The organism is Streptomyces viridochromogenes, from assembly GCF_001270495.1.
Taxonomy (GTDB): domain Bacteria; phylum Actinomycetota; class Actinomycetes; order Streptomycetales; family Streptomycetaceae; genus Streptomyces; species Streptomyces viridochromogenes_A.
On the sequence record NZ_LGUR01000207.1, the window covers coordinates 202591 to 226272 of the forward strand.

A 23682-nucleotide genomic window follows, 5' to 3' on the forward strand; every position below is an offset into this window, starting at 1 on the left:
CAGGAACAGTCGGGTGCGTCACGACCGCTTGGGTCGCGCCCGCACATGCATCCGCTCCCCCTGCGGCCCGAACAGACTGAGGAACTCCACCGGCCCCTCCCCCGTCGACCCGAACCAGTGCGGGACCCGGGTGTCGAACTCGACGGCCTCCCCCGCGGTCAGCACGATGTCGTGATCGCCCAGGACCATCCTCAGCCTCCCCGCCATCACATACAGCCACTCGTACCCCTCATGGGTCCGCGGCTCCGGCTCGGCCTTCTCCTGCGGCACCAGCACCTTGAAGGCCTGGAGGCCGCCGGGCTGGCGGGTCAGCGGCCAGTACGTGCGCCCGTGCCGCCTGATCGGCTCGGCCCGCACCCGGGGGTCACGCACCACGGGCGCGGCCACCAGTTCGTCCAGCGCCACCTCGTGCGCTCGCGCGATCGGCAGCAGCAGTTCCAGACTGGGCTTGCGCAGCCCCGACTCCAGCCTGGAGAGCGTGCTCACCGAGATACCGGTCGCCTCGGACAGACCGGCCAGCGTCGCCCCCCGCTCCTTGCGGATCCGTCGCAGCCGTGGACCGACCTCCGCGAGCACCGTGTCCATGTCGTCGTCACCGTTGCGGTCGCCGCTGTCGTCACTCATGGATGCCATTGCAGTTTCGGCAAACACGTTTGTCAATACGGTAGTGACCGCGCGACTGTCTCGGTGGAGGTGGTCACCATGACCGAGCACAACACCGGTTCGCACGGTTCGTACGAGGTGGTAGTCGTCGGAGGCGGCGCCGCGGGCCTGTCCGCCGCCCTCGTCCTGGGCCGCGCCCGGCGCCGCACCCTGGTCGTCGACGCCGGCGAACCACGCAACGCGCCCGCCGCCCATATGCAGGGCTATCTGTCCCGGGACGGCATGCCACCCGCCGAGTTCCTGGCCGTCGGACGCGAGGAGATCGCGCGGTACGGCGTGGAGCTGGTCCGGGACCGGGTGGTGGACGTCGAGCGCGGCGAGGACTTCGCGGTCACGCTGGCCGGCGGCCGGCACGTGCACGCCCGGCGTCTCGTCATCGCCACCGGCCTCAGGGACGAGCTGCCGGACGTCCCCGGCGTCGCCGAGCGCTTCGGCCGGGATGTACTGCACTGCCCGTACTGCCATGGCTGGGAGGTCCGCGACCGGGCCTTCGGCGTGCTGGCGACCACGCCGATGAGCGTGCACCAGGCGCTCATGGTGTCGCAGTGGTCGAAGGACGTGACCTTCTTCCTGCACAAGGTCGCCGAGTCGGACCTCTCGGACGACGACCTGCGCAGGCTCGCGGCGGCGGGCGTGAAGACCGTGCCGGGTGCGGTGGCCGGGCTGGTGATCGAGGACGACCTGCTGACGGGCGTACGCCTGGCCGACGGCACGGAACACGCCCGCGAGGTGCTCTTCGTCGCACCCCGCGCGGTCCCACGGACCGGGTTGCTGGAGAAGCTCGGCGCCGAGTTCCAGGAGACGCCCTTCGGCTCATACCCGGTGGTCGACCCGACGGGGCTCACCTCCGTGCCGGGCGTCTGGGCGGCCGGCAACGCGATGGGCTTCTCCGAGCAGGTCATCAATGCCGCGGCGGGCGGATACCGGGCGGGCGCCTTCATCAATGGTGAGCTGCTGATGACGGACCTGGACGCGTCGGCCCCTCGCTGAGGACGCCTGCCGAAGTCAGCTGCGGTTCGGCGACGCACCCAAGGGGCGCGGGGCTGTGTCGACATGCGGCTCCGCCGCGTGGGCGCGACGAGCCACGACGGCGCCGCAGCCGCACGACGACCCATCGCGGCAATAACCGTTCGTCCAGGTGTAAACCCGCGGAGCGCGTCGCACCATGGCTGCATGCTGCTGACCCGGCTGGCCCAAGTGTCCCAGGACGTCGCCGCGACCTCGGCCCGCTCCCGGAAGATCGCTCTGCTGGCGGAACTCTTCCGGGACGCCGAGGCGGACGACGTACCCATCGTCATCCCGTATCTGGCGGGCCGCCTGCCACAGGGCCGGCTCGGCATCGGCTGGAAGGTGTTGAGCCGTCCGGTCGCCCCGGCCGTCGAGGCGACCCTCACCGTGGCCGAGGTGGACGCCCGGCTCACCGAACTGGGCAAGGTGTCCGGCGCCGGCTCGCAGGCCGAACGGACCCGTCTGGTAGGCGAGTTGATGGGTGCGGCCACGGAGAACGAGCAGCGCTTCCTCTTCGGGCTGATCACCGGCGAGGTGCGGCAGGGCGCCCTGGACGCGGTGGCGGTGGAGGGTCTGGCCCAGGCGACCGGGGCGCCGCCCGCGGACGTACGGCGGGCGGTGATGCTCGCCGGCTCGCTCCAGACGGTGGCCGAGGCCCTGCTCGCCGAGGGCCCCGCCGCCCTCGCCCGCTTCCGCCTCACCGTCGGCCGTCCGGTGCTGCCGATGCTGGCGCACAGCGCCTCGTCGGTGGCGGAGGCGGTCGACAAGCTCGCCGCCTGCGCGGTCGAGGAGAAGCTGGACGGTATCCGCGTCCAGTTGCACCGCGACGGCGACACCGTACGGGTCTACACCCGCACCCTGGACGACATCACCGATCGCCTCCCCGAACTCACCGCCACGGCCAGGGAGTTGAGGGGCGAGCGCTTCATTCTGGACGGCGAGGTCATCGCCTTCGACGCCGCCGGGCGCCCCCGCTCCTTCCAGGAGACCGCCGGCCGCGTCGGCTCCCGCGTGGACGTGGCGACGGCGGCGAAGGAGGTCCCCGTCTCCCCCGTCTTCTTCGACGTCCTGTCCGTCGACGACCACGACCTGCTCGACCTGCCATTCACGGAACGGCACGCGGAACTGGCCCGGCTGGTGCCGGAGCCGATGCGGGTGCGCCGCACCCTGGTCTCCGGCCCCGAGGATCTCGCCCAGGCCGAGGACTTCCTCGCCGAGACCCTCAATCGCGGCCACGAGGGCGTGGTCGTCAAGGCCCTCGACGCCCCCTACAGCGCGGGCCGGCGCGGCGCCTCCTGGCTGAAGGTCAAGCCCGTCCACACCCTCGACCTGGTGGTGTTGGCCGCCGAATGGGGCCACGGCCGCAGGACCGGCAAGCTCTCCAACCTGCACCTCGGCGCCCGTACGGCGGACGGCGGCTTCGCCATGCTCGGCAAGACGTTCAAGGGCATGACCGACACGATGCTGACCTGGCAGACCGAGCGGCTCCAGGAACTGGCCGTGGAAACCAAGGGCTGGGGGGTGACCGTACGCCCCGAACTCGTCGTCGAGATCGCCTACGACGGCCTCCAGCGCTCCACCCGCTACCCGGCCGGCGTGACGCTCCGCTTCGCGCGCGTGGTCCGCTATCGCGAGGACAAGCGACCGGAGGAGGCCGACACGGTCGAGACCCTGCTCGCCGCCCACCCCGAGGTGCGGCCATGACCACAGAGGTGAAGCCGTGACGTCGTCCCAGGGGAAGCGCAGTGCCGGCCTGCTCCTCTTCCGCCACACCGCTGACGGCCTGGAGGTGTTGCTCGGCCATATGGGCGGCCCGTTCTTCGCCAAGAAGGAAGCCGGGGCGTGGACGGTCCCGAAGGGCGAGTACGAACCCGACGAGCCCGCCTGGGAGGCGGCCCGCCGCGAGTTCCAGGAGGAGCTGGGGCTGGCGCCGCCCGACGGGGAGGCCGTACCGCTCGGCGAGGTCAGGCAGACCAACGGCAAGATCGTCACGGCGTGGGCGGTGGAGGCCGACCTCGATCCGGCGACCGTGGTCCCCGGCACGTTCCGGATGGAATGGCCACCACGCTCGGGACGGACCCAGGATTTCCCGGAGCTGGACCGGGTGGAGTGGCTGGGCGTCGACCGCGCGCGCGAGGTCATCGTCAAGGCCCAGGCGGCGTTTCTCGACCGGCTGGCGGAGCACTCGGCCTGAGCGGCCGTACACGCGTTGCGGTAGCCACCGCCGCGCGCGAAGGTCGAAGCATCAGCCCGCTTCCAGGAGGTCGGTCATGCCCATCGCAACGGTGAACCCGGCGAACGGCGAGACGCTCAAGACGTACGAGGCCATGGGTACCGAGGAGATCGAGCGCAGGCTCCAGCTCGCCGAGGCCACGTTCCGCACGTACCGGACGACCAGCTTCGTCGACCGCGGTCGCCTGCTGCTCCAGGCCGCGAATCTCCTGGAAGAGGACCAGCAGGACATCGCCCGGGTGATGACCACCGAGATGGGCAAGCCGATCACGCAGGCCCGCGCGGAGGCCGCCAAGTGCGCCAAGGCGATGCGGTGGTACGCCGAACGCGCCGAGGAACTGCTCGCCGACGAGGAGCCCGCCGACTCCGACGTCAAGGACTCGGGCGCCTCGCGCGTGCGGGTGCGCTACCGCCCCCTCGGGCCGGTCCTCGCGGTGATGCCCTGGAACTTCCCGCTCTGGCAGGTGATCCGCTTCGCGGCCCCGGCCCTGATGGCCGGCAACGTCGGCCTGCTGAAACACGCCTCGAACGTCCCCCAGACCGCCCTCTACCTGGAGGACCTGTTCCACCGCGCGGGCTACCCCGAGGGCTGCTTCCAGACCCTGCTCATCGGCTCCGGACAGGTCGACGAGATCCTGCGCGACGACCGAGTCAAGGCGGCCACACTGACGGGCAGCGAGCCCGCGGGCCGCGCGGTCGCCGCCACCTGCGGGGAGATGATCAAGAGGACGGTGCTGGAGTTGGGCGGCAGCGACCCGTATGTCGTCATGCCGTCCGCAGACCTCGACCGGGCCGCGAAGGTGGCGGTGACCGCGCGCGTGCAGAACAACGGGCAGTCGTGCATCGCCGCCAAGCGGTTCATCGTGCACACCGACGTCTACGACGCCTTCGCCGAACGGTTCGTCGAGGGAATGAAGGCGCTGACGGTCGGTGACCCGATGCAGGAGGAGACGGACGTCGGCCCGCTGTCGAGCGAACAGGGGCGGACGGACCTGGAGGAACTGGTCGACGACGCCAAGCGGGCCGGCGCGACCGTCCTGTGCGGCGGTTACCGGCTGCGCCGGCCCGAACTGCCCGGCTGGTACTACCCGCCCACCGTGCTCGCCGACATCACCCGCGAGATGCGGATCCACCGCGAGGAGGCCTTCGGGCCGGTCGCCACGCTGTACCGGGCGGGCGACCTGGACGAGGCGGTGCTCATCGCGAACGACTCGCCCTTCGGGCTGAGTTCGAACGTGTGGACGCGGAACGAGGCCGAGGTCGACCGGTTCGTACGGGATCTGGAGGCCGGAAGCGTGTACGTCAACGGGATGACGGCCTCCCATCCGGCGTTCCCGTTTGGCGGAGTGAAGCGGTCCGGATACGGGCGTGAGCTGTCCGGGCACGGAATCCGCGAGTTCTGCAACATCACTACGGTTTGGCAGGGTGCGTGAGCGCCGCGCGGATACGATCCCGGGTGTGAACCGCGAAGTGACTCTGCCGCTGATCGTCGACGACCGCGGGACCCTGCAGGTGGCTGCCGCTGATGTGAGCAAGCTGCTGCGGACCGTGGGTGGACGGTGGCTGCACCTTGTCGAGGCCGGGGAGGACGGGCTCGACGAGGACACGGTTGCGGCGTTGACCATCGAGCTGGCGAAGCTAGCGGATCGGATCGACGTGGCGTGCATCGCGCACAGCAGCGGGGGCGCGCCGTAGGGAGTGCGGGGCGTTGCCGAGTGCGGTGGCAACGCCCTGGAGGGGCGCGGGGAACTGCGCGACCAGCCCGAACGAACCCGCGGACCGCATCGCGCAGAGACCCCCGGGGCGCTACCGGATCGGCATCCCCGACAACGTACGCGCGATCACCAGCCGCTGAATCTCACTCGTCCCCTCGAAGATCGTGTAGATCGCGCTGTCCCGGTGCATCCGCTCCACGGGGTACTCCCGCGTGTAGCCGTTGCCGCCGAGTATCTGTATCGCCTGAGCCGTGACCTTCTTGGCCGTCTCACTCGCGAACAGCTTCGACATCGACCCCTCGGCCGCCGTGAACGGCTTCCCGTTGACCGCCATCCAGGAAGCACGCCACACCAGCAGCCGCGCCGCGTCGATCTGCGTGCGCATCTCCGCCAGCTGGAAGGCCACACCCTGGTTGTCGATGATCGGCCGCCCGAACTGCTCACGCGTCATCGCGTAGTCGAGGGCGACCTCGTACGCGGCGCGGGCCGTACCGACGGCCATCGCACCGACGGCCGGCCGCGAAGCCTCGAACGTGGCCATCGCCGCGTTCTTCACACGCTCGCCGCTCGCGGCCTTGGCCCGCTCGCGAGCCCGCGCCAGCCTCTCGTCCAGCTTCTCCTTGCCTCCCAGCAGGCAGGAGCCGGGCACCCGCACGTTGTCGAGGATGACCTCGGCGGTGTGCGAGGCACGGATGCCGTGCTTCTTGAACTTCTGGCCCTGGGCCAGGCCCGGCGTGTTCGGCGGGACGATGAAGGACGCGTGGCCCCTGGAGCCCAGCTCCGGGTCGACGACCGCGACGACCACGTGGACGTTGGCGATACCGCCGTTGGTCGCCCAGGTCTTCGTGCCGTTGATGACCCACTCGTCCTTGGCCTCGTCGTACACGGCACGCGTACGCATCGAGGCCACGTCGGACCCGGCGTCGGGCTCGGAGGAGCAGAACGCGGCGAGCTTGACATCATTGGCGTCGCCGTACATCTGAGGCACCCAGGTGCCGATCTGCTCCTCGGTGCCGTTGGCCAGGACGCCGACCGCGGCGAGGCCCGTGCCGACGATCGACAGGGCGATGCCCGCGTCTCCCCAGAACAGTTCCTCCATCGCCATCGGGATGCCGAGGCCGGTCTGGTCGAAGTACTGCTGGGCGTAGAAGTCGAGCGAGTAGATACCGACCTTCGCGGCCTCCTGGATGACCGGCCAGGGAGTCTCCTCACGCTCGTCCCATTCGGCGGCCGCGGGGCGGATCACGTCGGCGGCGAAACCGTGCAGCCAGTCCCGGACCTCCTTCTGTTCGTCGTTGAGCTCCATGGTGAACTCGGCCATGTCCCCTCCAGCGGCGTTCGTGCATGCCTGCATGCTTGTTACTAGCGGTAACCCTAGTTTGTTACTCGCGGGTAGGTAAAGTCAACTCGCGATGCCGGGTCGGCAGCCCGTTCGATGGTTGCGGCAGGTTGAGTGTTAGTTTGCGCAGGCGTCATCGATTCACCACGGGTGGGGAGAGCTCATGGACACCACGCAGCGGACCGAGCAGCAGCGGTCCGCCGACCGCCGCCGGCGCGAACTGCTGGAGGCCGCCGACAGGGTGGTGCTCCGCGACGGCCCACAGGCCTCGATGAACGCGATCGCGGCGGAGGCGGGTATTACGAAGCCGATTCTGTACCGGCACTTCGGCGACAAGAGCGGACTTTACGCGGCGTTGGCCAAGAGGCACACGGACGCGTTGCTGAACTCACTGCGGGCCGCGTTGGACGCCCCGGCGGACCGGCGTGAGCGGGTCGAGGCCACGTTGGACACGTATCTCGCCGCCATCGAGGCACGGCCCCAGGTGTACCGGTTCCTGATGCATCCGGCGGAGGGCGGCCAGACGGCGGACCAGGGGTTCGACGTCGGCAAGCATTCCGTGCCGCTGCTCCGCAGGATGGGCGAGGAACTGGCCACGGTGATCGAGGAGCGGTTGGATCTCGGGCCCGGTGGTCAGCAGCTGGCTCGGGTGTGGGGGCACGGGATAGTCGGGATGATGCATGCCGCGGGTGACTGGTGGCTGGGGGAACGGCCCTGTTCGCGGGCGGAGTTGGTGCGTAGCCTGGCCGACCTGTTGTGGGGGCGGCTTGCGGCCGCGGGGGACAAGATGGGCGGTCCGGGGTTCTGACCGTCGCAATTCGGCTGCGGGTTCGTGGGGGCTGGTCGCGCCCCTAGGCAGGCAGTGCCGGCCTGCGCCAGGAGGCTCGGGCCACCTGGCGCATGAGACGGCGGTGACGCCAGCCGCTCACTCGGTCCGCGTAGACCCTCCCCTCCAAGTGGTCGCACTCGTGCTGGAGGCACCTCGCGAAGAACCCCGTGCCATGGACCGTCACCGGTTCCCCGGTCATCGTGAACCCCTCGACCACCGCATGGTCGAACCGTTCCGTCCCCGCCTCCAGGCCCGGCAGGGACAGGCAACCCTCCGGTCCGCGGAGCACCACACCGTCGGCCTCCACCAGTCGCGGGTTCACCACGTGCCCCAGGTGTCGTACGTCCTCGTCGTCCGGGCAGTCGTATACGAACACCCGCAGCGACTCCCCCACCTGGTTCGCCGCGAGGCCCACGCCCTGCGCGGCGTACATCGTCGCGAACAAGTCCTCCACCAGTGTCGCCAGTTCGGGGCCGAAGTCGGTGACCTCCTCGCAGGGTGCGCGCAGCACCCGGTCGCCGAGCAGGGTGAGGGGACGGACGCGCCCGTGCGCGCCCGGAATGGAGGCGTTTCGCATGGCCGCAAGGGTACGGCGATTCGGGAGTGCGAATGGATCTCGATAGGCTGACCACCACCACGTTGCCGGCAGGCAGAGGCGCGGCGCGTACGCAAGGAGGATCGAGAACTGATGGCAGGCAACTCGGACCCGCTCTCGCCGCGGGCCAAGCTCGCCGTGACCGCGGGCAAGGCGGTCGCGGCGGCATCGCGCGCTGCGGGGCGCGGCAGCGGTTCGGTGATCGGCGGCCGGGTGGCGCTCAAGCTCGACCCCGACCTCCTCGCGCGACTCGCACAGAACCTGGATGTGGTCCTGGTCTCGGCGACCAACGGGAAGACCACCACCACCCGGCTCATCGCCGAGGCACTGCGGGCCGCCGGGCCCGTCGTGTCCAACGCGCTCGGCGCCAACATGCCGGCCGGTATCACCTCGGCGCTCGCGGGCAGCTCGGAAGCCCGCTACGGCGTCATCGAGGTCGACGAGAAGTACCTCGCCGGAGTCGCCCGGGACACCGACCCCAAATGCATCGCGCTGCTCAACCTCTCCCGTGACCAGCTGGACCGTGCCGCCGAGACCCGGATGCTCGCCGAGAACTGGCGTGAGGGACTCGCGGGTTCGAAGGCCGTGATCGTCGCCAACGCCGACGACCCGCTGGTCGTGTGGGCGGCCTCGTCGTCCCCGAACGTGATCTGGGTCGCCGCCGGCCAGATGTGGAAGGACGACGCCTGGTCCTGCCCGTCCTGCGGTGGCGTGATGCAGCGGCCGGGAGACGACTGGTTCTGTGGCGAGTGCGGCTTCCGGCGGCCCACGCCGAGCTGGGCGCTCTCCGGTGACCATGTCCTCGACCCGCACGGGTCGGCCTGGCCCATTCATCTCCAGCTGCCCGGGCGCGCCAACAAGGCCAACGCGGCGTCGTCGGCCGCCGTGGCCGCCGTGTTCGGGGTGCCGCCGCAGGTCGCCCTGGAGCGGATGTACCAGGTGCAGGCCGTCGCCGGGCGCTATGACGTCGTCCAGTTCCAGGAGCGGGATCTGCGGCTGCTGCTCGCCAAGAACCCGGCCGGCTGGCTGGAGACGTTCTCCCTCATCGACCCGCCGCCCACCCCGGTGATCCTCTCCGTGAACGCGCGCGGCGCCGACGGTACCGACACGTCCTGGCTGTGGGACGTCGACTACACCCGGCTGACCGGGCACCCGATCTGTGTCATCGGCGACCGCAAGCTGGACCTCGCGGTGCGCCTGGAGGTCGCGAACCAGCAGTTCCAGGTGTGCGAGAACCTGGACCAGGCCGTGCAGATGAGTCCGCCGGGCCGGATCGAGGTCATCGCCAACTACACCGCGTTCCAGGACCTGCGCCGCCGCGTCGGCAACTGAGCACGAGATTTCAGGGGACTTAAGTGAGCGACAACCAACTGCGGGTCGTCTGGATCTACCCGGACCTGCTCAGCACCTACGGCGACCAGGGCAACGCCCTCGTCGTGGAGCGCCGGGCCCGGCAGCGCGGCCTCGACGTGGCCCGTCTCGACGTGCGCAGCGACCAGGCGATCCCGACCTCCGGCGACATCTATCTGATCGGCGGCGGCGAGGACCGTCCGCAGCGGCTCGCCGCCGAGCGGCTGCGCCGGGACGGCGGTCTGCACCGGGCCGTCGAGAACGGCGCCATCGTGTTCTCGGTCTGCGCCGGATACCAGATCCTCGGGCACGAGTTCATCAACGACCTCGGTCAGCGTGAGCCCGGTCTCGGGCTGATCGACGTGGTGTCCGTGCGCGGTGAGGGCGAGCGGTGCGTCGGTGACGTCCTCGGGGACATCGACCCGAGGCTCGGCCTGCCCCCGCTGACCGGCTTCGAGAACCACCAGGGCGTCACCCACCTCGGCCCCACCGCCCGCCCCTTCGCCAAGGTCCGCCTCGGCAACGGCAACGGAACCGGTGACGGCACGGAGGGGGCGTACAACGACACGGTCTTCGGTACCTACATGCACGGTCCGGTGCTGGCGCGGAACCCGCTGATCGCCGACCACCTGCTGAAGCTGGCGCTCGACGTGAACGCGCTGCCGCCGACCGACGACCGCTGGTACGAGGCACTGCGCAACGAGCGCATCGCGGCCGCCCAGCAGCCTGCTTGACGGCTCGTTCCGCTGGATTCCAGCCTGCTGTCACCAGCCCGTCTGACGGCCCGTCCGCACAGGTGAGCGGGGTCGTCCAGCAGGCGGACGCACGGTTCGGCCCCGCCCCCTGATGCCGCTAGGGTGGCGGGGATTCGAGCCGGACAACGTGGTCCGGTCCCGGCCCACGTTGAGAAGGTATTCCGGGCTATGCGCATTGGTGTCCTCACGTCCGGCGGCGACTGCCCCGGCCTGAACGCCGTCATCCGGTCCGTCGTGCACCGCGCCGTCGTCGACCACGGCGACGAGGTCATCGGCTTCCGGGACGGCTGGAAGGGCCTCCTGGAGTGCGACTACCTCAAGCTCGACCTCGACGCGGTGGGTGGCATCCTCGCCCGCGGCGGCACGATTCTCGGTTCGTCCCGGGTCCAGCCCTCCCATCTGCGGGACGGGGTGGAGCGGGCCAAGGGCCATGTCGCGGAGCTCGGCCTCGACGCGATCATCCCGATCGGCGGCGAGGGCACGCTCAAGGCGGCCCGGCTGATGTCGGACAGCGGACTGCCCATCGTGGGAGTGCCGAAGACCATCGACAACGACATCGCGGTCACGGACGTCACCTTCGGTTTCGACACGGCCGTGGGTGTGGCGACCGAGGCCCTGGACCGGCTCAAGACCACCGCCGAGTCCCACCAGCGGGTCCTGGTCGTCGAGGTCATGGGCCGCCACACCGGCTGGATCGCGTTGCACTCCGGCATGGCGGCCGGCGCGCACGCCATCGTCGTACCGGAACGGCCCTTCGACATCGAGGAACTGGCTCGGCGGGTCGGTGCGCGGTTCGACGCCGGCAAGCGCTTCGCGATCGTCGTGGCGGCCGAGGGAGCCAAGCCGCGGCCCGGCTCCATGGAGTTCGACGAGGGCGGCAAGGACATCTACGGCCACGAGCGCTTCGCCGGGATCGCGCGCCAGCTGTCGATCGAGCTGGAGCAGCGGCTGGGCAAGGAGGCCCGTCCGGTCATCCTCGGGCATGTACAGCGGGGCGGTACGCCCACCGCGTACGACCGGGTGCTGGCGACCCGGTTCGGGTGGCATGCGGTGGAGGCCGTACACCGGGGCGAGTTCGGTCACATGACGGCGCTGCGGGGGACGGACATCGTGATGGTGCCGCTCGCGGAGGCCGTGGAGACGTTGAAGACGGTTCCCGCGGAGCGGTACGAAGAGGCTGAGTGCGTGTTGTGACGTGCCGGGCAGAGCTCGGTCCGTTCGGTTGATGTGCGGGCTGCGGGCTGTGTGTGGTTGATGGCGCGGTTCCCCGCGCCCCTGGTCGGCTGTCCTACCCCCGGTCACGAACGTGGCCGGGGGTAGTTCTAGTCTGGGCCGGACAGACTTGCACAACCCCCACGAAACAGGAGCCGCCGGAATGGATCACAGCGGGCACGGCATGACCATGGATCTGCCGCCGTTCACGCTGGGGCGGGGTCTTCAGTGGTCGGCCGACCCGTTCTTCCTCGTCGCCTGTCTGGTGGGGCTCGCGCTGTACGGGTGGGGGGTCGTGCGGCTCACGCGACGCGGGGACAAGTGGCCCGTGGGGCGGACCGTCTCCTACGTCGCCGGTGTGCTGTCCGTGCTGCTCGTCATGTGTACCGGGCTGAACGACTACGGCATGGTCATGTTCAGCGTGCACATGGTGCAGCACATGGTGATCAGCATGCTGTCGCCGATCCTGCTCCTGCTCGGTGCCCCGATGACACTGGCGCTGCGGGCGCTGCCTCCGGCGGGGCGGGGCCGCAAGGGGCCGCGGGAGTTGTTGCTGGCCCTGCTGCACAGCCGGTACATGCGGATCATCACCCATCCGGCGTTCACCATTCCGCTGTTCATCGCCAGCCTGTACGCGCTGTACTTCACGCCGCTCTTCGATTTCCTGATGGGCTCCAAGACCGGGCACATCGCGATGATGGTGCATTTCCTCGCCGTGGGTGTGGTGTTCTTCTGGCCGATCATCGGCGTGGATCCCGGCCCGCACCGACCGGGGTATCTGATGCGGATGCTGGAGCTGTTCGCGGGGATGCCGTTCCACGCGTTCTTCGGTATCGCGTTGATGATGGCGTCGGAGCCGATGGTCGAGACGTTCAAGAACCCGCCCGCCTCCCTCGGTATCGAGGCGCTCTCCGACCAGAACGCGGCCGGCGGGATCGCCTGGGCGTTCAGCGAGATTCCGTCGGTACTGGTGCTGATCGCCCTGCTGTTCCAGTGGTACGGCTCGGAGCAGCGGCAGGCCCGGCGCAAGGACCGGGCCGCCGACCGGGACGGCGACAAGGAACTCGAGGCCTACAACGCCTATTTGGCCTCATTGAACGCACGCGGAAACTGAGGAAACCGAAAGGCTGCGCCTTTCAGTAGCATGAAGCGCGTCGGGGGAACCGCACCGGGGGGAGCGGTAATGGCGCTTCGCGTGTTCGTGCACAGGGCCGGGAAAACGGCGATTCGGAGGATCGCCGTCCTGTTGGTCCTCGTTCTGGCGCTCAGTGGGTGCGATCGGGACGCACCCGTGTGGGCGGTGAAAGCGGTGGCCGCGGGAGTTCCGTCGCTCGCGCCCTTCTTCGACGAGAGTCAGGGCCTGGGGAAGGACCAGCAGGTCAGGGCGCGGACGGCGCCCGGCGGTCTTCAGCAGGGTGACACTCCTGGGCTGTACGGCGGTTCGAAGCAGCCGACGATCTGTGATGTCCGGCGGCTCAAGGAGTTCCTCACCGATCCCGCCCAGGAGCGCAAGGCACAGGCGTGGGCAGCCGCGCTCTCCATTACCAGGGGCGAGATTCCGGATTATCTCGGTCGACTCACACCGGTTCTCCTGCGTCACGACACCCTCGTGAAGAACCACGACTATAAAAAGGGAAGGGCCGCCCCCTTCAACGCGCTGCTCCAGACGGGAATCGCGATTCTCGTCGACGCGCAAGGACTTCCCGCGGTGAAGTGCTCGTGCGGAAATCCGCTGCGGCCCTTCGAGGGTGACACGACCCGGATAAAGGTCGACTTCGACGACCGCAACGAGGAATGGAAGGGCTACGAGGAGGCGTCCGTGGTGGCCGTGCGGCCCGCAACACGGAAAGTGGAGCGGCTCGACCTCGTCGACGTCCATGAACCCGACCGCGGCATCGCCCGACCGGTCGGCACCACCGGCGCCGACGACACCACGTTCGACACGCGTGAACGACGTGCGGTGCCGAGGCTCGCCGGGGAGACGTTCGGACAGGCGAGCCGGCAGCTGGCCGACCAGGGGCTGGCGGTCGCCTTCGAGGGCGGCGGGCTGCCGCCGGACGACGCCCGGGTCACGGCGTCGGATCCGCCGGCCGGGAGCAGTCTGCGGTTCGGGGAGTACGTGACGTTGAGCGTGGCCGGGGGGACCTCCGGAGGCTCGACCGAGGGGGCGACGTCGACATCGACGTCCACTCCCCCGGGCGCGGGGACTTCCGGGTCTTCGGGGTCTTCCGGGTCGACGCAGGATCCGCCGGCCTCGACGCCACCGACGTCCTCGCCTTCCACTCCGTCCACGCCCTCCACGTCGTCCTCGTCCTCCTCACCCTCGACGTCCCCGCCGTCCAGCTCGGCTCCGCCGCCCCCGTCGTCGTCCGCACCCGGCAGTCCCGGTCCCAGCGGCCCCGGTCCCACGAGCGGGCTCCCGTCGTCCGCCCCGCCCTCATCCAACCCACCGCCCAGCTCCGCGCCGCCGCCCTCGCCGACCAAGCTCCCCACGTCCAGCTCCGCACCCCCGCCTCCGCCCGTGACCAGCTCACCACCGGTGACCACGAGCGCGCCCCCGACCAGCGCCCCGGCGACCGGCGTCCCGTCCACCGGTGGGCCCGCCACGAGCGCGACCGCCTAGCAACCACGCAGCGCACCCGCAGAACCCGGGAGTCACCGGATGCCTTCAGGATCACCGACATCGGGAGTGGGCCGGGTCATCGCCGGCCGTTATCTGCTGCTGAACCGGCTCGGCAGCGGGGGTATGGGCCATGTCTGGCTCGCCCACGACCAGAGACTCGCCTGCGAGGTCGCGCTGAAGGAGATCGTGTTCCGGGACCCGGCCGAGGCCGACGAGCGCGAGGCCAGGGTGGCGCGGGCCCGGGCCGAGGCAAGGCACGCCGCGGGGCTGCGCGGGCATCCGCATGTGGTGACCGTGCACGACGTGCTGGAGCACGAGGGTCTGCCGTGGATCGTCATGGAGTACGTGGCAGGCGCTATCAACCTGCGCGACCTCATCGAACAGCACGGTCCTCCGGCGCCCGCGGAGTGCGCCCGCGTCGGGCTCGCCGTACTCGACGCGCTGACGGCCGGACATGAGCGGGGCGTCATGCACCGGGACGTGAAACCGGCGAACATCCTGCTGGCGCCGGACCGCACCGGGGCCCCGCACGGCCGTGTGCTGCTCACCGACTACGGCATCTCCGTGCAGCCGGACGCCGGGGAGAAGCGGTACACACTGGCCTCGGTGCTCGTGGGTACGGCGGGGTATCTGGCGCCGGAGCGGGTCACGGGCGGGGCGCCCACGCCGGCCACGGATCTGTTCTCGCTGGGCTGCACGCTGTACCAGGCCGTCGAGGGGCGGGGTCCCTTCGACCGCGAGTCGCATCTCGCCCAGGTCACCGCGGTGGTCATGGAGGAGCCCCGGCCGGCCGTACGGGCCGGGGCGCTGGGGCCCGTCGTGCGGGCCCTGCTGGAGAAGGATCCGGCACGGCGGATGTCCGCGGCGGAGGCGGCGGCGGCGCTGTCACGGATCGTCACCCCGGAGGTCGACGCGTACGCGCGCACCCAGACCGACCTCGGTTCGCAGCCGCACTGGGGTGGGGCACCGCCGGGGCCCGCGCCCGACCCGGCGGGGTTCGGCCCCTCCCTGCCCGTGTCCGACCGGGCCGTGTCCGATCGCCCCCGCGGCGCCCAGGGCTTCGGTTCGCTGCCCGAGCCGCCCGAGCCGCTCGGCGGCCCGCATGACTTCCGTCCCGTGCCTGACGGGCCAGACGGGCCCAGCCGGACCCGCCCGCGTGTTCTCCACGCGGTTCTCGCCGGCCTTCTCGGGCTGGCGCTGGCGGGGGCCGGTGTCTGGTACGCCATGGCCCGGGAGTCGGACCCCGCCGGCGGGACGGGGCGGCCGTACGGTGCTGCCGTCGGGCTCGCTGCCCCGCTCAAGGACGGTGACTGCGTACTGGCCGACTGGCCCGGCGCGACCGCTTTCAAGGGCACGCCCCGGCTGAGTCTGGACCCCAGCTGCCGGGAGCAGGCGCCCGACGGGCAGGTGATGGGCTTCGTCACCGCCGCGTCCGCCGCCGAGGCCCGTCAGGAGGGGCCGGCCGCGTGCGAGGAGCGGACGGAGGAGGTCCGCGAGCGGCTCGCGGACGTGCGCAGCTTCGCCCTCGTACCGACCGAGGCGGGATTCGAGACGGCCGGGCGGCGCACGGCCTGTCTGGTGCTGGGCGCGAACGGGCCGGTGTACGGGCCGCTGGGCGGGCACCGGCAGGAGGGGGCGGCCTTCGCCGACACGGCGACCATGCAGCGGCGGGACTGTCTGGACGTGCGCTCCCGCCGGGACGCGCGGCTGGTGTCCTGCGCGGACCCGCACGACGAGCAGGTGCTCGGGTTCACCCGACTGGGCGCCGACGTCACGCTGTCCGAGGCACGCACCGAGTCGGACACGGCGTGCGCCCGGGAGGTGCCACCGCGCGACTACGGCTTCGATCCTTCCGTGTACACGGCGGGCTCCTGGACGAGCGAGGGAGCCTGGAAGAACGGGACTCATTTCGCCGTGTGCACCGTCCGGAAGCAGAACGGGGGCACCATGGAGGGGGACGAACCCTGAGGAGGGTGTTGCGATGCCCGGTTCTAGCGGTTCCACGGATGGTTCTACCAAGGCGATGGGGGTGGTCACCGTCGGCGGTCTCGTCGTGGTGACGGCCTACACGGTGGCGCTCGGGAGCAATGGCTGGCTGTGGTTCGGGTGGGTGGTGCTGGGGCTGATCACCCTGGGGATGGTCGCCAGCCGCAGCACCTGAGCCGTAGAGCTGGTGTCGGGGCCTGTGTCACTCCCGGGTGAGCCGTCCCGCGGAGTGCACGCCCGGTTGGTACTTCGGCAGCCGGGCGGTGATCTTCATGCCCGCTCCCGGGGCGGTCTCGATGACGAGGCCGTAAGCATCGCCGTACACCTGCCGGAGCCGGTCGTCGACGTTGGACAGGCCGATTCCGCCCGACGGGCTGACCTCGCCTGCGAGGATGCGCCGCAGCAGAGCGGGGTCCATGCCGGCGCCGTCGTCCTCGATGACGACGAGGGCCTCGGCGCCCGCGTCCTGTGCGGTGATGCTGATGTGGCTCTTGCCGGGGAGCGCCGACCTGCCCTCCAGGCCGTGTTTGACGGCGTTCTCGACGAGCGGCTGGAGGCAGAGGAAGGGCAGGGCGACCGGGAGCACCTCCGGGGCGATCTGGAGGGTGACCGACAGGCGGTCGCCGAAGCGTGCCCGGACCAGCGCCAAGTAGTGGTCGATGGCGTGGAGTTCGTCGGCGAGGGTGGTGAAGTCGCCGTGCCTGCGGAAGGAGTAGCGGGTGAAGTCGGCGAATTCCAGGAGCAGTTCGCGGGCACGTTCGGGGTCGGTGCGGACGAAGCTGGCGATCACCGCGAGCGAGTTGAAGATGAAGTGCGGGGAGATCTGCGCGCGCAGGGCCTTGATCTCGGCCTCGATCAGGCGGGTGCGGGACTGGTCGAGGTCGGCCAGTTCCAGCTGGACGGAGACCCAGCGGGCCACCTCGCCGGCGGCCCGCACGAGGACCGCCGACTCGCGGGGCGCGCAGGCGACGAGGGCGCCGTGGACCCGGTCGTCGACGGTGAGCGGAGCGACCACCGCCCAGCGCACCGGGCAGTCGGGGGTGTCGCAGGTGAGCGGGAAGGCCTCGCCGCGGCCCGACTCCAGGGGTCCGGCGAGGAGCTCCATGATCTCCGTACGGTGGTGTCCACCGACCCCGTCCCAGACCAGGACGTCCTTCTGGTCGGTCAGGCACAGCGCGTCCGTGCCGAGCAGTGAGCGGAGTCTGCGGGCCGACTTGCGGGCGGTCTCCTCGGTGAGGCCGGCGCGCAGCGGGGGCGCGGCGAGCGAGGCGGTGTGCAGCGTCTCGAACGTGGCGTGCTCGACGGGGGTGCCGAGGCCGCCCATGTTCTGGGAGCGGACGGTGCGCCGGCCGAGCCAGAAACCGGCGGCGAGCAGCGGGAGGATCGCCACACACAGGCCCGCGATGAATCCGCTCATGCCGTCACCGCCTCGCGTCGTCCGGCGATGAGATGCCTCATGCCTTCACCTCCGCCCGCAGCTCCTCCGGCAGATGGAAGCGTGCCAGGATCGCCGCCGTCCCCGCCGGGACCCGGCCCGGGGTGGCCAGGGACACCAGGATCATGGTGAGGAAGCCCAGCGGCACCGACCAGAGCGCGGGCCAGGCGAGCAGCGCGTGCAGGGCGCCGGAGCCCGGGAAGCCGGCCATCGTCGCCGCGACGGCCAGCAGCGCGGAGCCGCCGCCCACCAGCATCCCGGCTGCCGCGCCGGGCGGGGTCAGCCGCCGCCACCAGATGCCGAGGACGAGCAACGGGCAGAACGAGGACGCCGACACGGCGAAGGCGAGGCCCACCGCGTCGGCGACGGGGAGCCCGCCGACCAGGGCGCTCGCGGCCAGCGGGACGGCCATGGCGAGGACCGTGCCGAGCCGGAAGTGCCGTACGCCCCGGGACGGGAGGACATCCTGGGTGAGTACGCCCGCGACGGCCATGGTCAGACCCGACGCCGTCGACAGGAACGCGGCGAAGGCGCCGCCCGCGACCAGCGCGCCGAGGAGGTCGCCGCCGAGTCCGCCGATCATTCGCTCGGGCAGCAGCAGGACGGCGGCGTCCGCGTCTCCGGAGAGGGAGAGTTCGGGGGCGTAGAGGCGGCCGAGGGCGCCGTAGACCGGGGGCAGGAGGTAGAAGGCGCCGATCAGGCCGAGCACGGCGACGGTGGTGCGGCGGGCGGCGACGCCGTGCGGGCTGGTGTAGAAGCGGACGACGACGTGCGGCAGGCCCATGGTGCCCAGGAAGGTGGCGAGGATCAGTCCGTACGTGGCGTACAGCGGGCGTTCGCCGCGGTTCTCGGCCTGCGAGGGCGACAGGCTGCCGCTGCTGCCGCGGTCGGGGTCGGGGACGGGGGCGCCCTTGTCGAAGGTGAGCCGGGTGCCCGCCTCGATGTGGTGGGTGCCGACGGGGAGCCGGACCTTCTGGTCCTCGTGCGCGCGGCCGTCGACGGTGCCTTTCACAGTGACGGTCAGCGGGCGGTCGAGCTTCAGGTCGAGGGTGTCGTCGACGCGGACGGCGCTCTGTTCGCGGAACGTCGACGGTTCGTCGAAGGGGCGGCTGGGGGCGCCGTCGCCCTGCCAGGCGAGGATCAGGAAGAGGGCGGGGACGAGCAGGGCGGTGAGTTTGAGCCAGTACTGGAATGCCTGCACGAAGGTGATGCTGCGCATGCCGCCGGCGGCGACGATGGCGACCACGACGACGGCGACGATCAGTCCGCCGAGCTCGTCGGGCGCTCCCGTCAGCACGGTCAACGTCAGTCCGGCGCCCTGGAGTTGGGGCAGCAGATACAGCCACCCGGTGCCGACGACGAAGGCGCCCGCGAGCCGTCGTACGGCATGGGAGGAGAGGCGGGCCTCGGCGAAGTCGGGGAGGGTGTAGGCGCCCGAGCGGCGCAGGGGGGCGGCGACGAACAGCAGCAGGACCAGGTATCCGGCGGTGTAGCCGACCGGGTACCAGAGCATGTCCGGGCCCTGCACGAGGACCAGTCCCGCGATGCCGAGGAAGGAGGCGGCGGAGAGGTACTCGCCGCTGATCGCGGCGGCGTTGAGGCGGGGGCCGACGGTGCGGGAGGCGACGTAGAAGTCGGAGGTGGTGCGGGAGATGCGCAGCCCGAAGGCGCCGACGAGGACGGTCGCCAGGACGACGAGGGCGACGGCGGGGACGGCGTAGCTGGAGTTCACGGCCGTATCAGTTCTTTCGGGCTCAATCGTTTTCCTGGGCTCAACGGTCTTCGACGAGCCGTACGAAGTCCCGTTCGTTGCGTTCGGCTCGGCGCACGAACCAGAGGGCCAGCAGGACCAGCGGGGCGTAGAGGCCGAAGCCGAGGATCGCCCAGACCAGGTGGCGGGCGTCGGGCATCGCCGCGAAGAGCAGGGGCAGCGGGCCGACGAGCAGGCCGAGGACGGCGAACACGGCCAGGGCGGTGCGCAGCTGGGTGCGCATGAGGGAGCGGACGTAGGTGTGACCGAGGGTGGTCTGTTCGTCGATCTCGGTGCGGGGGCGGTAGTAGCCGGAGACGCGGCGGGTCTGCCGGGGCGGGCCGGTGACGACGACGCGGCGTTCGGCGGGGTTCTGGGGCATCGTCACGGCCTCCGCATGAGCAGGTCCCGCAGCTCGCGGGCGTGGCGCCGGCTGACCTGGAGTTCCTCGGCGCCGACCATGACACTGACGGATCCCGCGTCCAGGCGGAGTTCTCCGATGTGGCGCAGGGCGACGAGATGGCGGCGGTGGATGCGGACGAAGCCGCGGAAGCGCCAGCGCTCCTCCAGGGTCGACAGGGGGATGCGGACGAGGTGGCTGCCCTTGTCGGTGTGCAGCCGGGCGTAGTCGCCCTGGGCCTCGACATGGGTGATGTCGTCGACGGCGACGAAGCGGGTCACGCCGCCGAGCTCCACGGGTATGTGGTCGGGGTCGGGCTCGCTCACGGGTATGCGGGGGGTGGCGTCGCGCTGGGCGGCGTCCCGCTGGGAGGCGGCGCGCAGTTCGACGGCGCGGCGGACCGCCTCGGCGAGCCGTTCCTTGCGGACCGGTTTGAGCACGTAGTCGACGGCCTTGAGGTCGAAGGCCTGGACGGCGAAGTCCTCGTGGGCGGTGACGAACACGACCAGCGGCGGCTTGGCGAACCCGGTCAGCAGCCGGGCCAGGTCCAGTCCGTCCAGGCCGGGCATGTTGATGTCGAGGAAGACGACGTCGATCGCCTCGGGCCCGCCAGGACCCGACTCCAGGGCGCGGTTGATGCGGCGCAGCGCCTCGGTGGCGTCGCCGGCGCCCTCCGCGCTGCCGATGCGGGGGTCGGAGTTCAGGAGGTAGAGCAGCTCCTCCAGCGAGGGGCGTTCGTCGTCGACAGCCAGGGCGCGCAGCATGAACCCGGAGTGTAGGAGTAATTCGCACGCTTGCACATGTGCTCAGGGTGTGGGTTCGCGCTGGGTATCGGGCCGCTTACAGTGCCCTCATGAACAGCGGCGCGGCGTCCTTCGACGAACTCGACCGGAAGATCATCACCGCCCTCATGGCGAACGCCAGGACGAGCTTCGCCGAGATCGGCACGAGCGTCGGGCTGTCCGCGACGGCGGTGAAGCGGCGCGTGGACCGGCTGCGCGACACGGGCGTGATCACCGGGTTCACGGCCACGGTCAGGCCGTCGGCGCTGGGCTGGCGGACGGAGGCGTACGTCGAGGTGTACTGCGAGGGCGCGGCCCCGCCGCGGCGGCTCGCTGAGGTGGTCCGCAACCACCCCGAGATCACCGCGGCGATGACGGTGACCGGGGGCGCGGACGCGCTGCTGCATGTGCGGGCGCGGGATGTGGAGCACTTCGAGGAGGTGCTGGAACGCATCCGTGTCGAGCCGTTCATCCGCAAGACGATCAGCGTGATGGTGCTGTCCCACCTGATCCCGGAGAGTCCGGAGGCGGGCGCCAGCCAGCCCGTCCCGACGGCCCGTGCCGACTGACGCACCGATTTGACGCACCGGTTTGACGCGTCACCTGACACACCGCTTGACGCGCGGACTGACACCGCTTGACGCAGCAGACCTGCGCTGAGCAGACCAAAGACGCAGCATTCCTGCGTGGACACGCAATTCCTGTTTCTTGTCGCTCGTCCGCCGGCTTTCTTACCTTGGTGTCAATCCTCATCAACACCGTAGGAAGCGGAGGAACCCCTCTGTGCCCGAAACCCGTGTGCCGCGCCGGCGGCGCTTCCTCGTCTGCGAACCCAGACATTTCGCCGTGCAGTACGCGATCAACCCCTGGATGCAGCCCGATGTCCGGGTGGACGTCGATCTGGCCCAGCAGCAGTGGCAGTCGCTGATCAGCGCCTACCGCTCCCACGGCCATACGGTCGAGACCCTGGAGCCGGTCACCGGTCTCCCGGACATGGTCTTCGCCGCGAACTCCGCGGTCGTCGTCGGCGGCCGCGTCTTCGGCTCCCTCTTCCACGCGCCCGAGCGCCGCCCCGAGTCCACGCACTACGACACCTGGTTCAAGACGGCGGGCTTCGACGTGTACCGGCCCGAGTCCGTCTGCGAGGGCGAGGGCGATCTGGTCTGGACGGGCCGCTATGTGCTCGCCGGCACCGGATTCCGTACGACCCGGGAGGCGCACCGCGAGGTTCAGGAGTTCTTCGGTCACCCGGTGATCAGCCTGACGCTGGTGGATCCGTACTTCTACCACCTGGACACGGCGCTGTTCGTGCTCGACGACGACAACATCGTCTACTACCCGGAGGCGTTCTCGGCCGGCAGCCGCGAGGTGCTCGCGCGGCTCTACCCGGACGCGGTGCTCGCCACCCGCGACGACGCGACGGCCTTCGGCCTGAACTCCGTGTCCGACGGCCGCAACGTGTTCATCGCGCCGCAGGCCGAGGCGCTCGCCGCGCGGCTGGACGAGCGCGGCTATGTCCCCGTCCCCGTCGACCTGTCGGAGTTCCGCAAGGCCGGCGGCGGCATCAAGTGCTGCACTCAGGAGATCCGCTCATGACCGCGCCCGCGCAGACCCGTTCGTCCGCCGATCTGATCCGCGCCGAGGAGCCGGTCCTGGCGCACAACTACCATCCGCTGCCCGTGGTCGTCGCCCGCGCCGAGGGCACCTGGGTGGAGGACGTGGAGGGCCGCCGCTACCTCGACATGCTGGCCGGCTACTCGGCGCTGAACTTCGGCCACCGCCATCCGGCGCTGATCGAGGCGGCGCACACGCAACTCGACCGGCTGACCCTGACCTCCCGGGCTTTCCACAACGACCGGCTCGCGGAGTTCGCCGAGCGGCTGGCGGCGCTGACGGGCCTGGACATGGTGCTGCCGATGAACACGGGCGCCGAGGCCGTGGAGAGCGGCATCAAGGTGGCCCGCAAGTGGGCGTACGAGGTGAAGGGCGTCCCGGCCGACCAGGCGACGATCGTGGTCGCGGCGGACAACTTCCACGGCCGTACGACGACCATCGTGTCGTTCTCCACGGACGAGACGGCGCGGCAGGGCTTCGGCCCGTTCACGCCGGGCTTCCGGGTCGTGCCGTACAACGACCTGGCCGCGCTGGAGGCGGCGGTCGACGAGACGACGGCGGCGGTGCTGCTGGAGCCGATCCAGGGCGAGGCGGGGGTCCTCATCCCCGACGAGGGCTACCTGGCCGGTGTCCGCGAGCTCACCCGCCGCAAGGGCTGCCTGTTCATCGCGGACGAGATCCAGTCGGGCCTCGGCCGCACGGGGCGCACGCTCGCCGTCGAGCACGATGCGGTCGTCCCGGACATGCTGCTGCTCGGCAAGGCGCTGGGCGGCGGCATCGTGCCGGTGTCCGCGGTGGTCGCCGGCCGTGACGTGCTCGGGGTGCTGCGGCCGGGCGAACACGGCTCGACGTTCGGCGGCAACCCGCTCGCCGCCGCGGTGGGCACGGCGGTCGTCGAACTCCTGGAGACGGGCGAGTTCCAGCGCCGTGCCGCCGAGCTGGGCGTGGTCCTGCGGGGCGGCCTGTCGGCGCTGCTCGGCCAGGGCGTCGTCGGCTTCCGCGCGCGGGGCCTGTGGGCCGGCGTCGACATCGACCCGGCGGTCGGCACGGGCCGGGAGATCGGCGAACGCCTGATGCGCGAGGGCGTCCTGGTCAAGGACACCCACGGCTCCACGATCCGCCTGGCACCCCCGCTGACGATCACGGCGGAGGAGCTGACGGGGGCCCTGGGGGCGCTGGAGAAGGTACTGGCGTAGGCGTCCTGGACCGACAGCCCGGCTCCCGAACGACGGGGGCCGGGCTACCGACGCCCCGCCCGACCAGCACGCCCGGCCTCACGACCACCGCCACCCCGCACCCCTGCCGCGCGGCCCACCGCCGCCCCGCACCCTCTGCATCACGGCCCACCGCCGCCCCGCACCCTCTGCATCACGGCCCACCGCCGCCCCACACCC

The 23682-nt window shown here is 70.9% G+C and carries 23 protein-coding genes; 16 read left to right on the forward strand and 7 right to left on the reverse strand.

Annotated elements, in window-relative coordinates; all coding sequences use genetic code 11:
* Positions 1 to 18 precede the first annotated feature (18 nt).
* Positions 19 to 624, reverse strand: a complete 606-nt coding sequence (locus ADK36_RS26055) for a helix-turn-helix domain-containing protein (protein WP_048580489.1) — start codon at positions 622 to 624, stop codon at positions 19 to 21.
* Between the two features lie 78 nt (positions 625 to 702).
* Here ADK36_RS26055 and ADK36_RS26060 point away from each other — a divergent pair, with 78 nt between their 5' ends.
* The 5 genes from ADK36_RS26060 to ADK36_RS26080 all read left to right on the forward strand — a co-directional run bounded on the left by ADK36_RS26060 (position 703) and on the right by ADK36_RS26080 (position 5598).
* On the forward strand, positions 703 to 1653 hold the full coding sequence (locus tag ADK36_RS26060) for an NAD(P)/FAD-dependent oxidoreductase (protein WP_053199303.1): 951 nt from the start codon (positions 703 to 705) through the stop codon (positions 1651 to 1653).
* Positions 1654 to 1836: 183 nt separating this feature from the next.
* Complete coding sequence (locus tag ADK36_RS26065; protein ID WP_053199281.1) at positions 1837 to 3375, forward strand: ATP-dependent DNA ligase; 1539 nt, start codon at positions 1837 to 1839, stop codon at positions 3373 to 3375.
* A 16-nt stretch (positions 3376 to 3391) separates the two neighbouring features.
* Positions 3392 to 3865, forward strand: a complete 474-nt coding sequence (locus ADK36_RS26070; protein WP_048580491.1) for an NUDIX domain-containing protein — start codon at positions 3392 to 3394, stop codon at positions 3863 to 3865.
* A gap of 76 nt (positions 3866 to 3941) precedes the next feature.
* Positions 3942 to 5336 (forward strand): NADP-dependent succinic semialdehyde dehydrogenase, encoded by a 1395-nt coding sequence (locus tag ADK36_RS26075; RefSeq protein ID WP_053199282.1) that lies wholly within the window; start codon positions 3942 to 3944, stop codon positions 5334 to 5336.
* Positions 5337 to 5361: 25 nt separating this feature from the next.
* On the forward strand, positions 5362 to 5598 hold the full coding sequence (locus ADK36_RS26080) for a DUF6213 family protein (RefSeq protein WP_048580541.1): 237 nt from the start codon (positions 5362 to 5364) through the stop codon (positions 5596 to 5598).
* A 111-nt stretch (positions 5599 to 5709) separates the two neighbouring features.
* Here the strand turns inward: ADK36_RS26080 and ADK36_RS26085 are convergent, their stop codons facing one another.
* Positions 5710 to 6939 carry an acyl-CoA dehydrogenase family protein gene (locus ADK36_RS26085; protein ID WP_048580493.1) on the reverse strand — a complete coding sequence of 410 codons (1230 nt, stop codon included), beginning with the start codon at positions 6937 to 6939 and terminating at the stop codon, positions 5710 to 5712.
* 181 nt (positions 6940 to 7120) lie between these two features.
* Here ADK36_RS26085 and ADK36_RS26090 point away from each other — a divergent pair, with 181 nt between their 5' ends.
* On the forward strand, positions 7121 to 7765 hold the full coding sequence (locus tag ADK36_RS26090; RefSeq protein WP_048580494.1) for a TetR family transcriptional regulator: 645 nt from the start codon (positions 7121 to 7123) through the stop codon (positions 7763 to 7765).
* Positions 7766 to 7808: 43 nt separating this feature from the next.
* Here the strand turns inward: ADK36_RS26090 and def are convergent, their stop codons facing one another.
* Positions 7809 to 8363 (reverse strand): peptide deformylase, encoded by a 555-nt coding sequence (gene def / locus ADK36_RS26095; protein ID WP_048580495.1) that lies wholly within the window; start codon positions 8361 to 8363, stop codon positions 7809 to 7811.
* A 111-nt stretch (positions 8364 to 8474) separates the two neighbouring features.
* Between def and ADK36_RS26100 the strand changes: the two genes are divergently transcribed.
* The 7 genes from ADK36_RS26100 to ADK36_RS26130 all read left to right on the forward strand — a co-directional run bounded on the left by ADK36_RS26100 (position 8475) and on the right by ADK36_RS26130 (position 16482).
* Entirely contained in the window at positions 8475 to 9713 is a 1239-nt protein-coding gene (locus ADK36_RS26100) for a MurT ligase domain-containing protein (RefSeq protein ID WP_048580496.1), read from the forward strand.
* Positions 9714 to 9736: 23 nt separating this feature from the next.
* Positions 9737 to 10465 (forward strand): type 1 glutamine amidotransferase, encoded by a 729-nt coding sequence (locus tag ADK36_RS26105; protein ID WP_048580497.1) that lies wholly within the window; start codon positions 9737 to 9739, stop codon positions 10463 to 10465.
* A gap of 189 nt (positions 10466 to 10654) precedes the next feature.
* Positions 10655 to 11680 carry a 6-phosphofructokinase gene (locus ADK36_RS26110; RefSeq protein WP_048580498.1) on the forward strand — a complete coding sequence of 342 codons (1026 nt, stop codon included), beginning with the start codon at positions 10655 to 10657 and terminating at the stop codon, positions 11678 to 11680.
* A gap of 181 nt (positions 11681 to 11861) precedes the next feature.
* The gene (locus ADK36_RS26115) at positions 11862 to 12812 is read left to right on the forward strand and encodes a cytochrome c oxidase assembly protein (RefSeq protein ID WP_048580499.1); all 951 of its coding nucleotides are present in this window, start codon (positions 11862 to 11864) and stop codon (positions 12810 to 12812) included.
* A 69-nt stretch (positions 12813 to 12881) separates the two neighbouring features.
* Entirely contained in the window at positions 12882 to 14321 is a 1440-nt protein-coding gene (locus tag ADK36_RS46655) for a PASTA domain-containing protein (RefSeq protein ID WP_078942697.1), read from the forward strand.
* 39 nt (positions 14322 to 14360) lie between these two features.
* Positions 14361 to 16289 (forward strand): serine/threonine-protein kinase, encoded by a 1929-nt coding sequence (locus ADK36_RS26125; RefSeq protein ID WP_048580501.1) that lies wholly within the window; start codon positions 14361 to 14363, stop codon positions 16287 to 16289.
* 13 nt (positions 16290 to 16302) lie between these two features.
* Positions 16303 to 16482, forward strand: coding sequence for a hypothetical protein (locus ADK36_RS26130; protein WP_048580502.1), 180 nt, complete (start codon positions 16303 to 16305; stop codon positions 16480 to 16482).
* Between the two features lie 27 nt (positions 16483 to 16509).
* Here the strand turns inward: ADK36_RS26130 and ADK36_RS26135 are convergent, their stop codons facing one another.
* Genes ADK36_RS26135 through ADK36_RS26150 form a run of 4 tightly spaced genes read right to left on the reverse strand, consistent with a single transcriptional unit; the run spans position 16510 to position 20656 of the window.
* Positions 16510 to 17724: a sensor histidine kinase gene (locus ADK36_RS26135; RefSeq protein ID WP_048580503.1), complete on the reverse strand. Its 1215-nt coding sequence runs from the start codon at positions 17722 to 17724 to the stop codon at positions 16510 to 16512.
* A 37-nt stretch (positions 17725 to 17761) separates the two neighbouring features.
* A complete protein-coding gene (locus ADK36_RS26140) occupies positions 17762 to 19474 on the reverse strand; it encodes a cation acetate symporter (protein ID WP_048580504.1) in 1713 nt (570 codons plus the stop codon).
* 40 nt (positions 19475 to 19514) lie between these two features.
* On the reverse strand, positions 19515 to 19874 hold the full coding sequence (locus ADK36_RS26145) for a hypothetical protein (protein WP_048580505.1): 360 nt from the start codon (positions 19872 to 19874) through the stop codon (positions 19515 to 19517).
* Between the two features lie 2 nt (positions 19875 to 19876).
* Complete coding sequence (locus ADK36_RS26150) at positions 19877 to 20656, reverse strand: LytR/AlgR family response regulator transcription factor (RefSeq protein WP_048580506.1); 780 nt, start codon at positions 20654 to 20656, stop codon at positions 19877 to 19879.
* Positions 20657 to 20745: 89 nt separating this feature from the next.
* On the opposite strand from ADK36_RS26150, the gene ADK36_RS26155 reads away from it, so the two are divergent.
* The 3 genes from ADK36_RS26155 (at position 20746) to rocD (ending at position 23484) form a co-directional block, all read left to right on the forward strand.
* Positions 20746 to 21243, forward strand: coding sequence for an Lrp/AsnC family transcriptional regulator (locus ADK36_RS26155; RefSeq protein ID WP_048580507.1), 498 nt, complete (start codon positions 20746 to 20748; stop codon positions 21241 to 21243).
* 214 nt (positions 21244 to 21457) lie between these two features.
* The gene (gene ddaH, locus ADK36_RS26160) at positions 21458 to 22270 is read left to right on the forward strand and encodes a dimethylargininase (RefSeq protein ID WP_048580508.1); all 813 of its coding nucleotides are present in this window, start codon (positions 21458 to 21460) and stop codon (positions 22268 to 22270) included.
* A complete protein-coding gene (rocD, locus tag ADK36_RS26165) occupies positions 22267 to 23484 on the forward strand; it encodes an ornithine--oxo-acid transaminase (RefSeq protein ID WP_048580509.1) in 1218 nt (405 codons plus the stop codon). Before ddaH ends, rocD begins: the two co-directional genes overlap by 4 nt.
* The last annotated feature ends 198 nt before the right edge of the window (positions 23485 to 23682 follow it).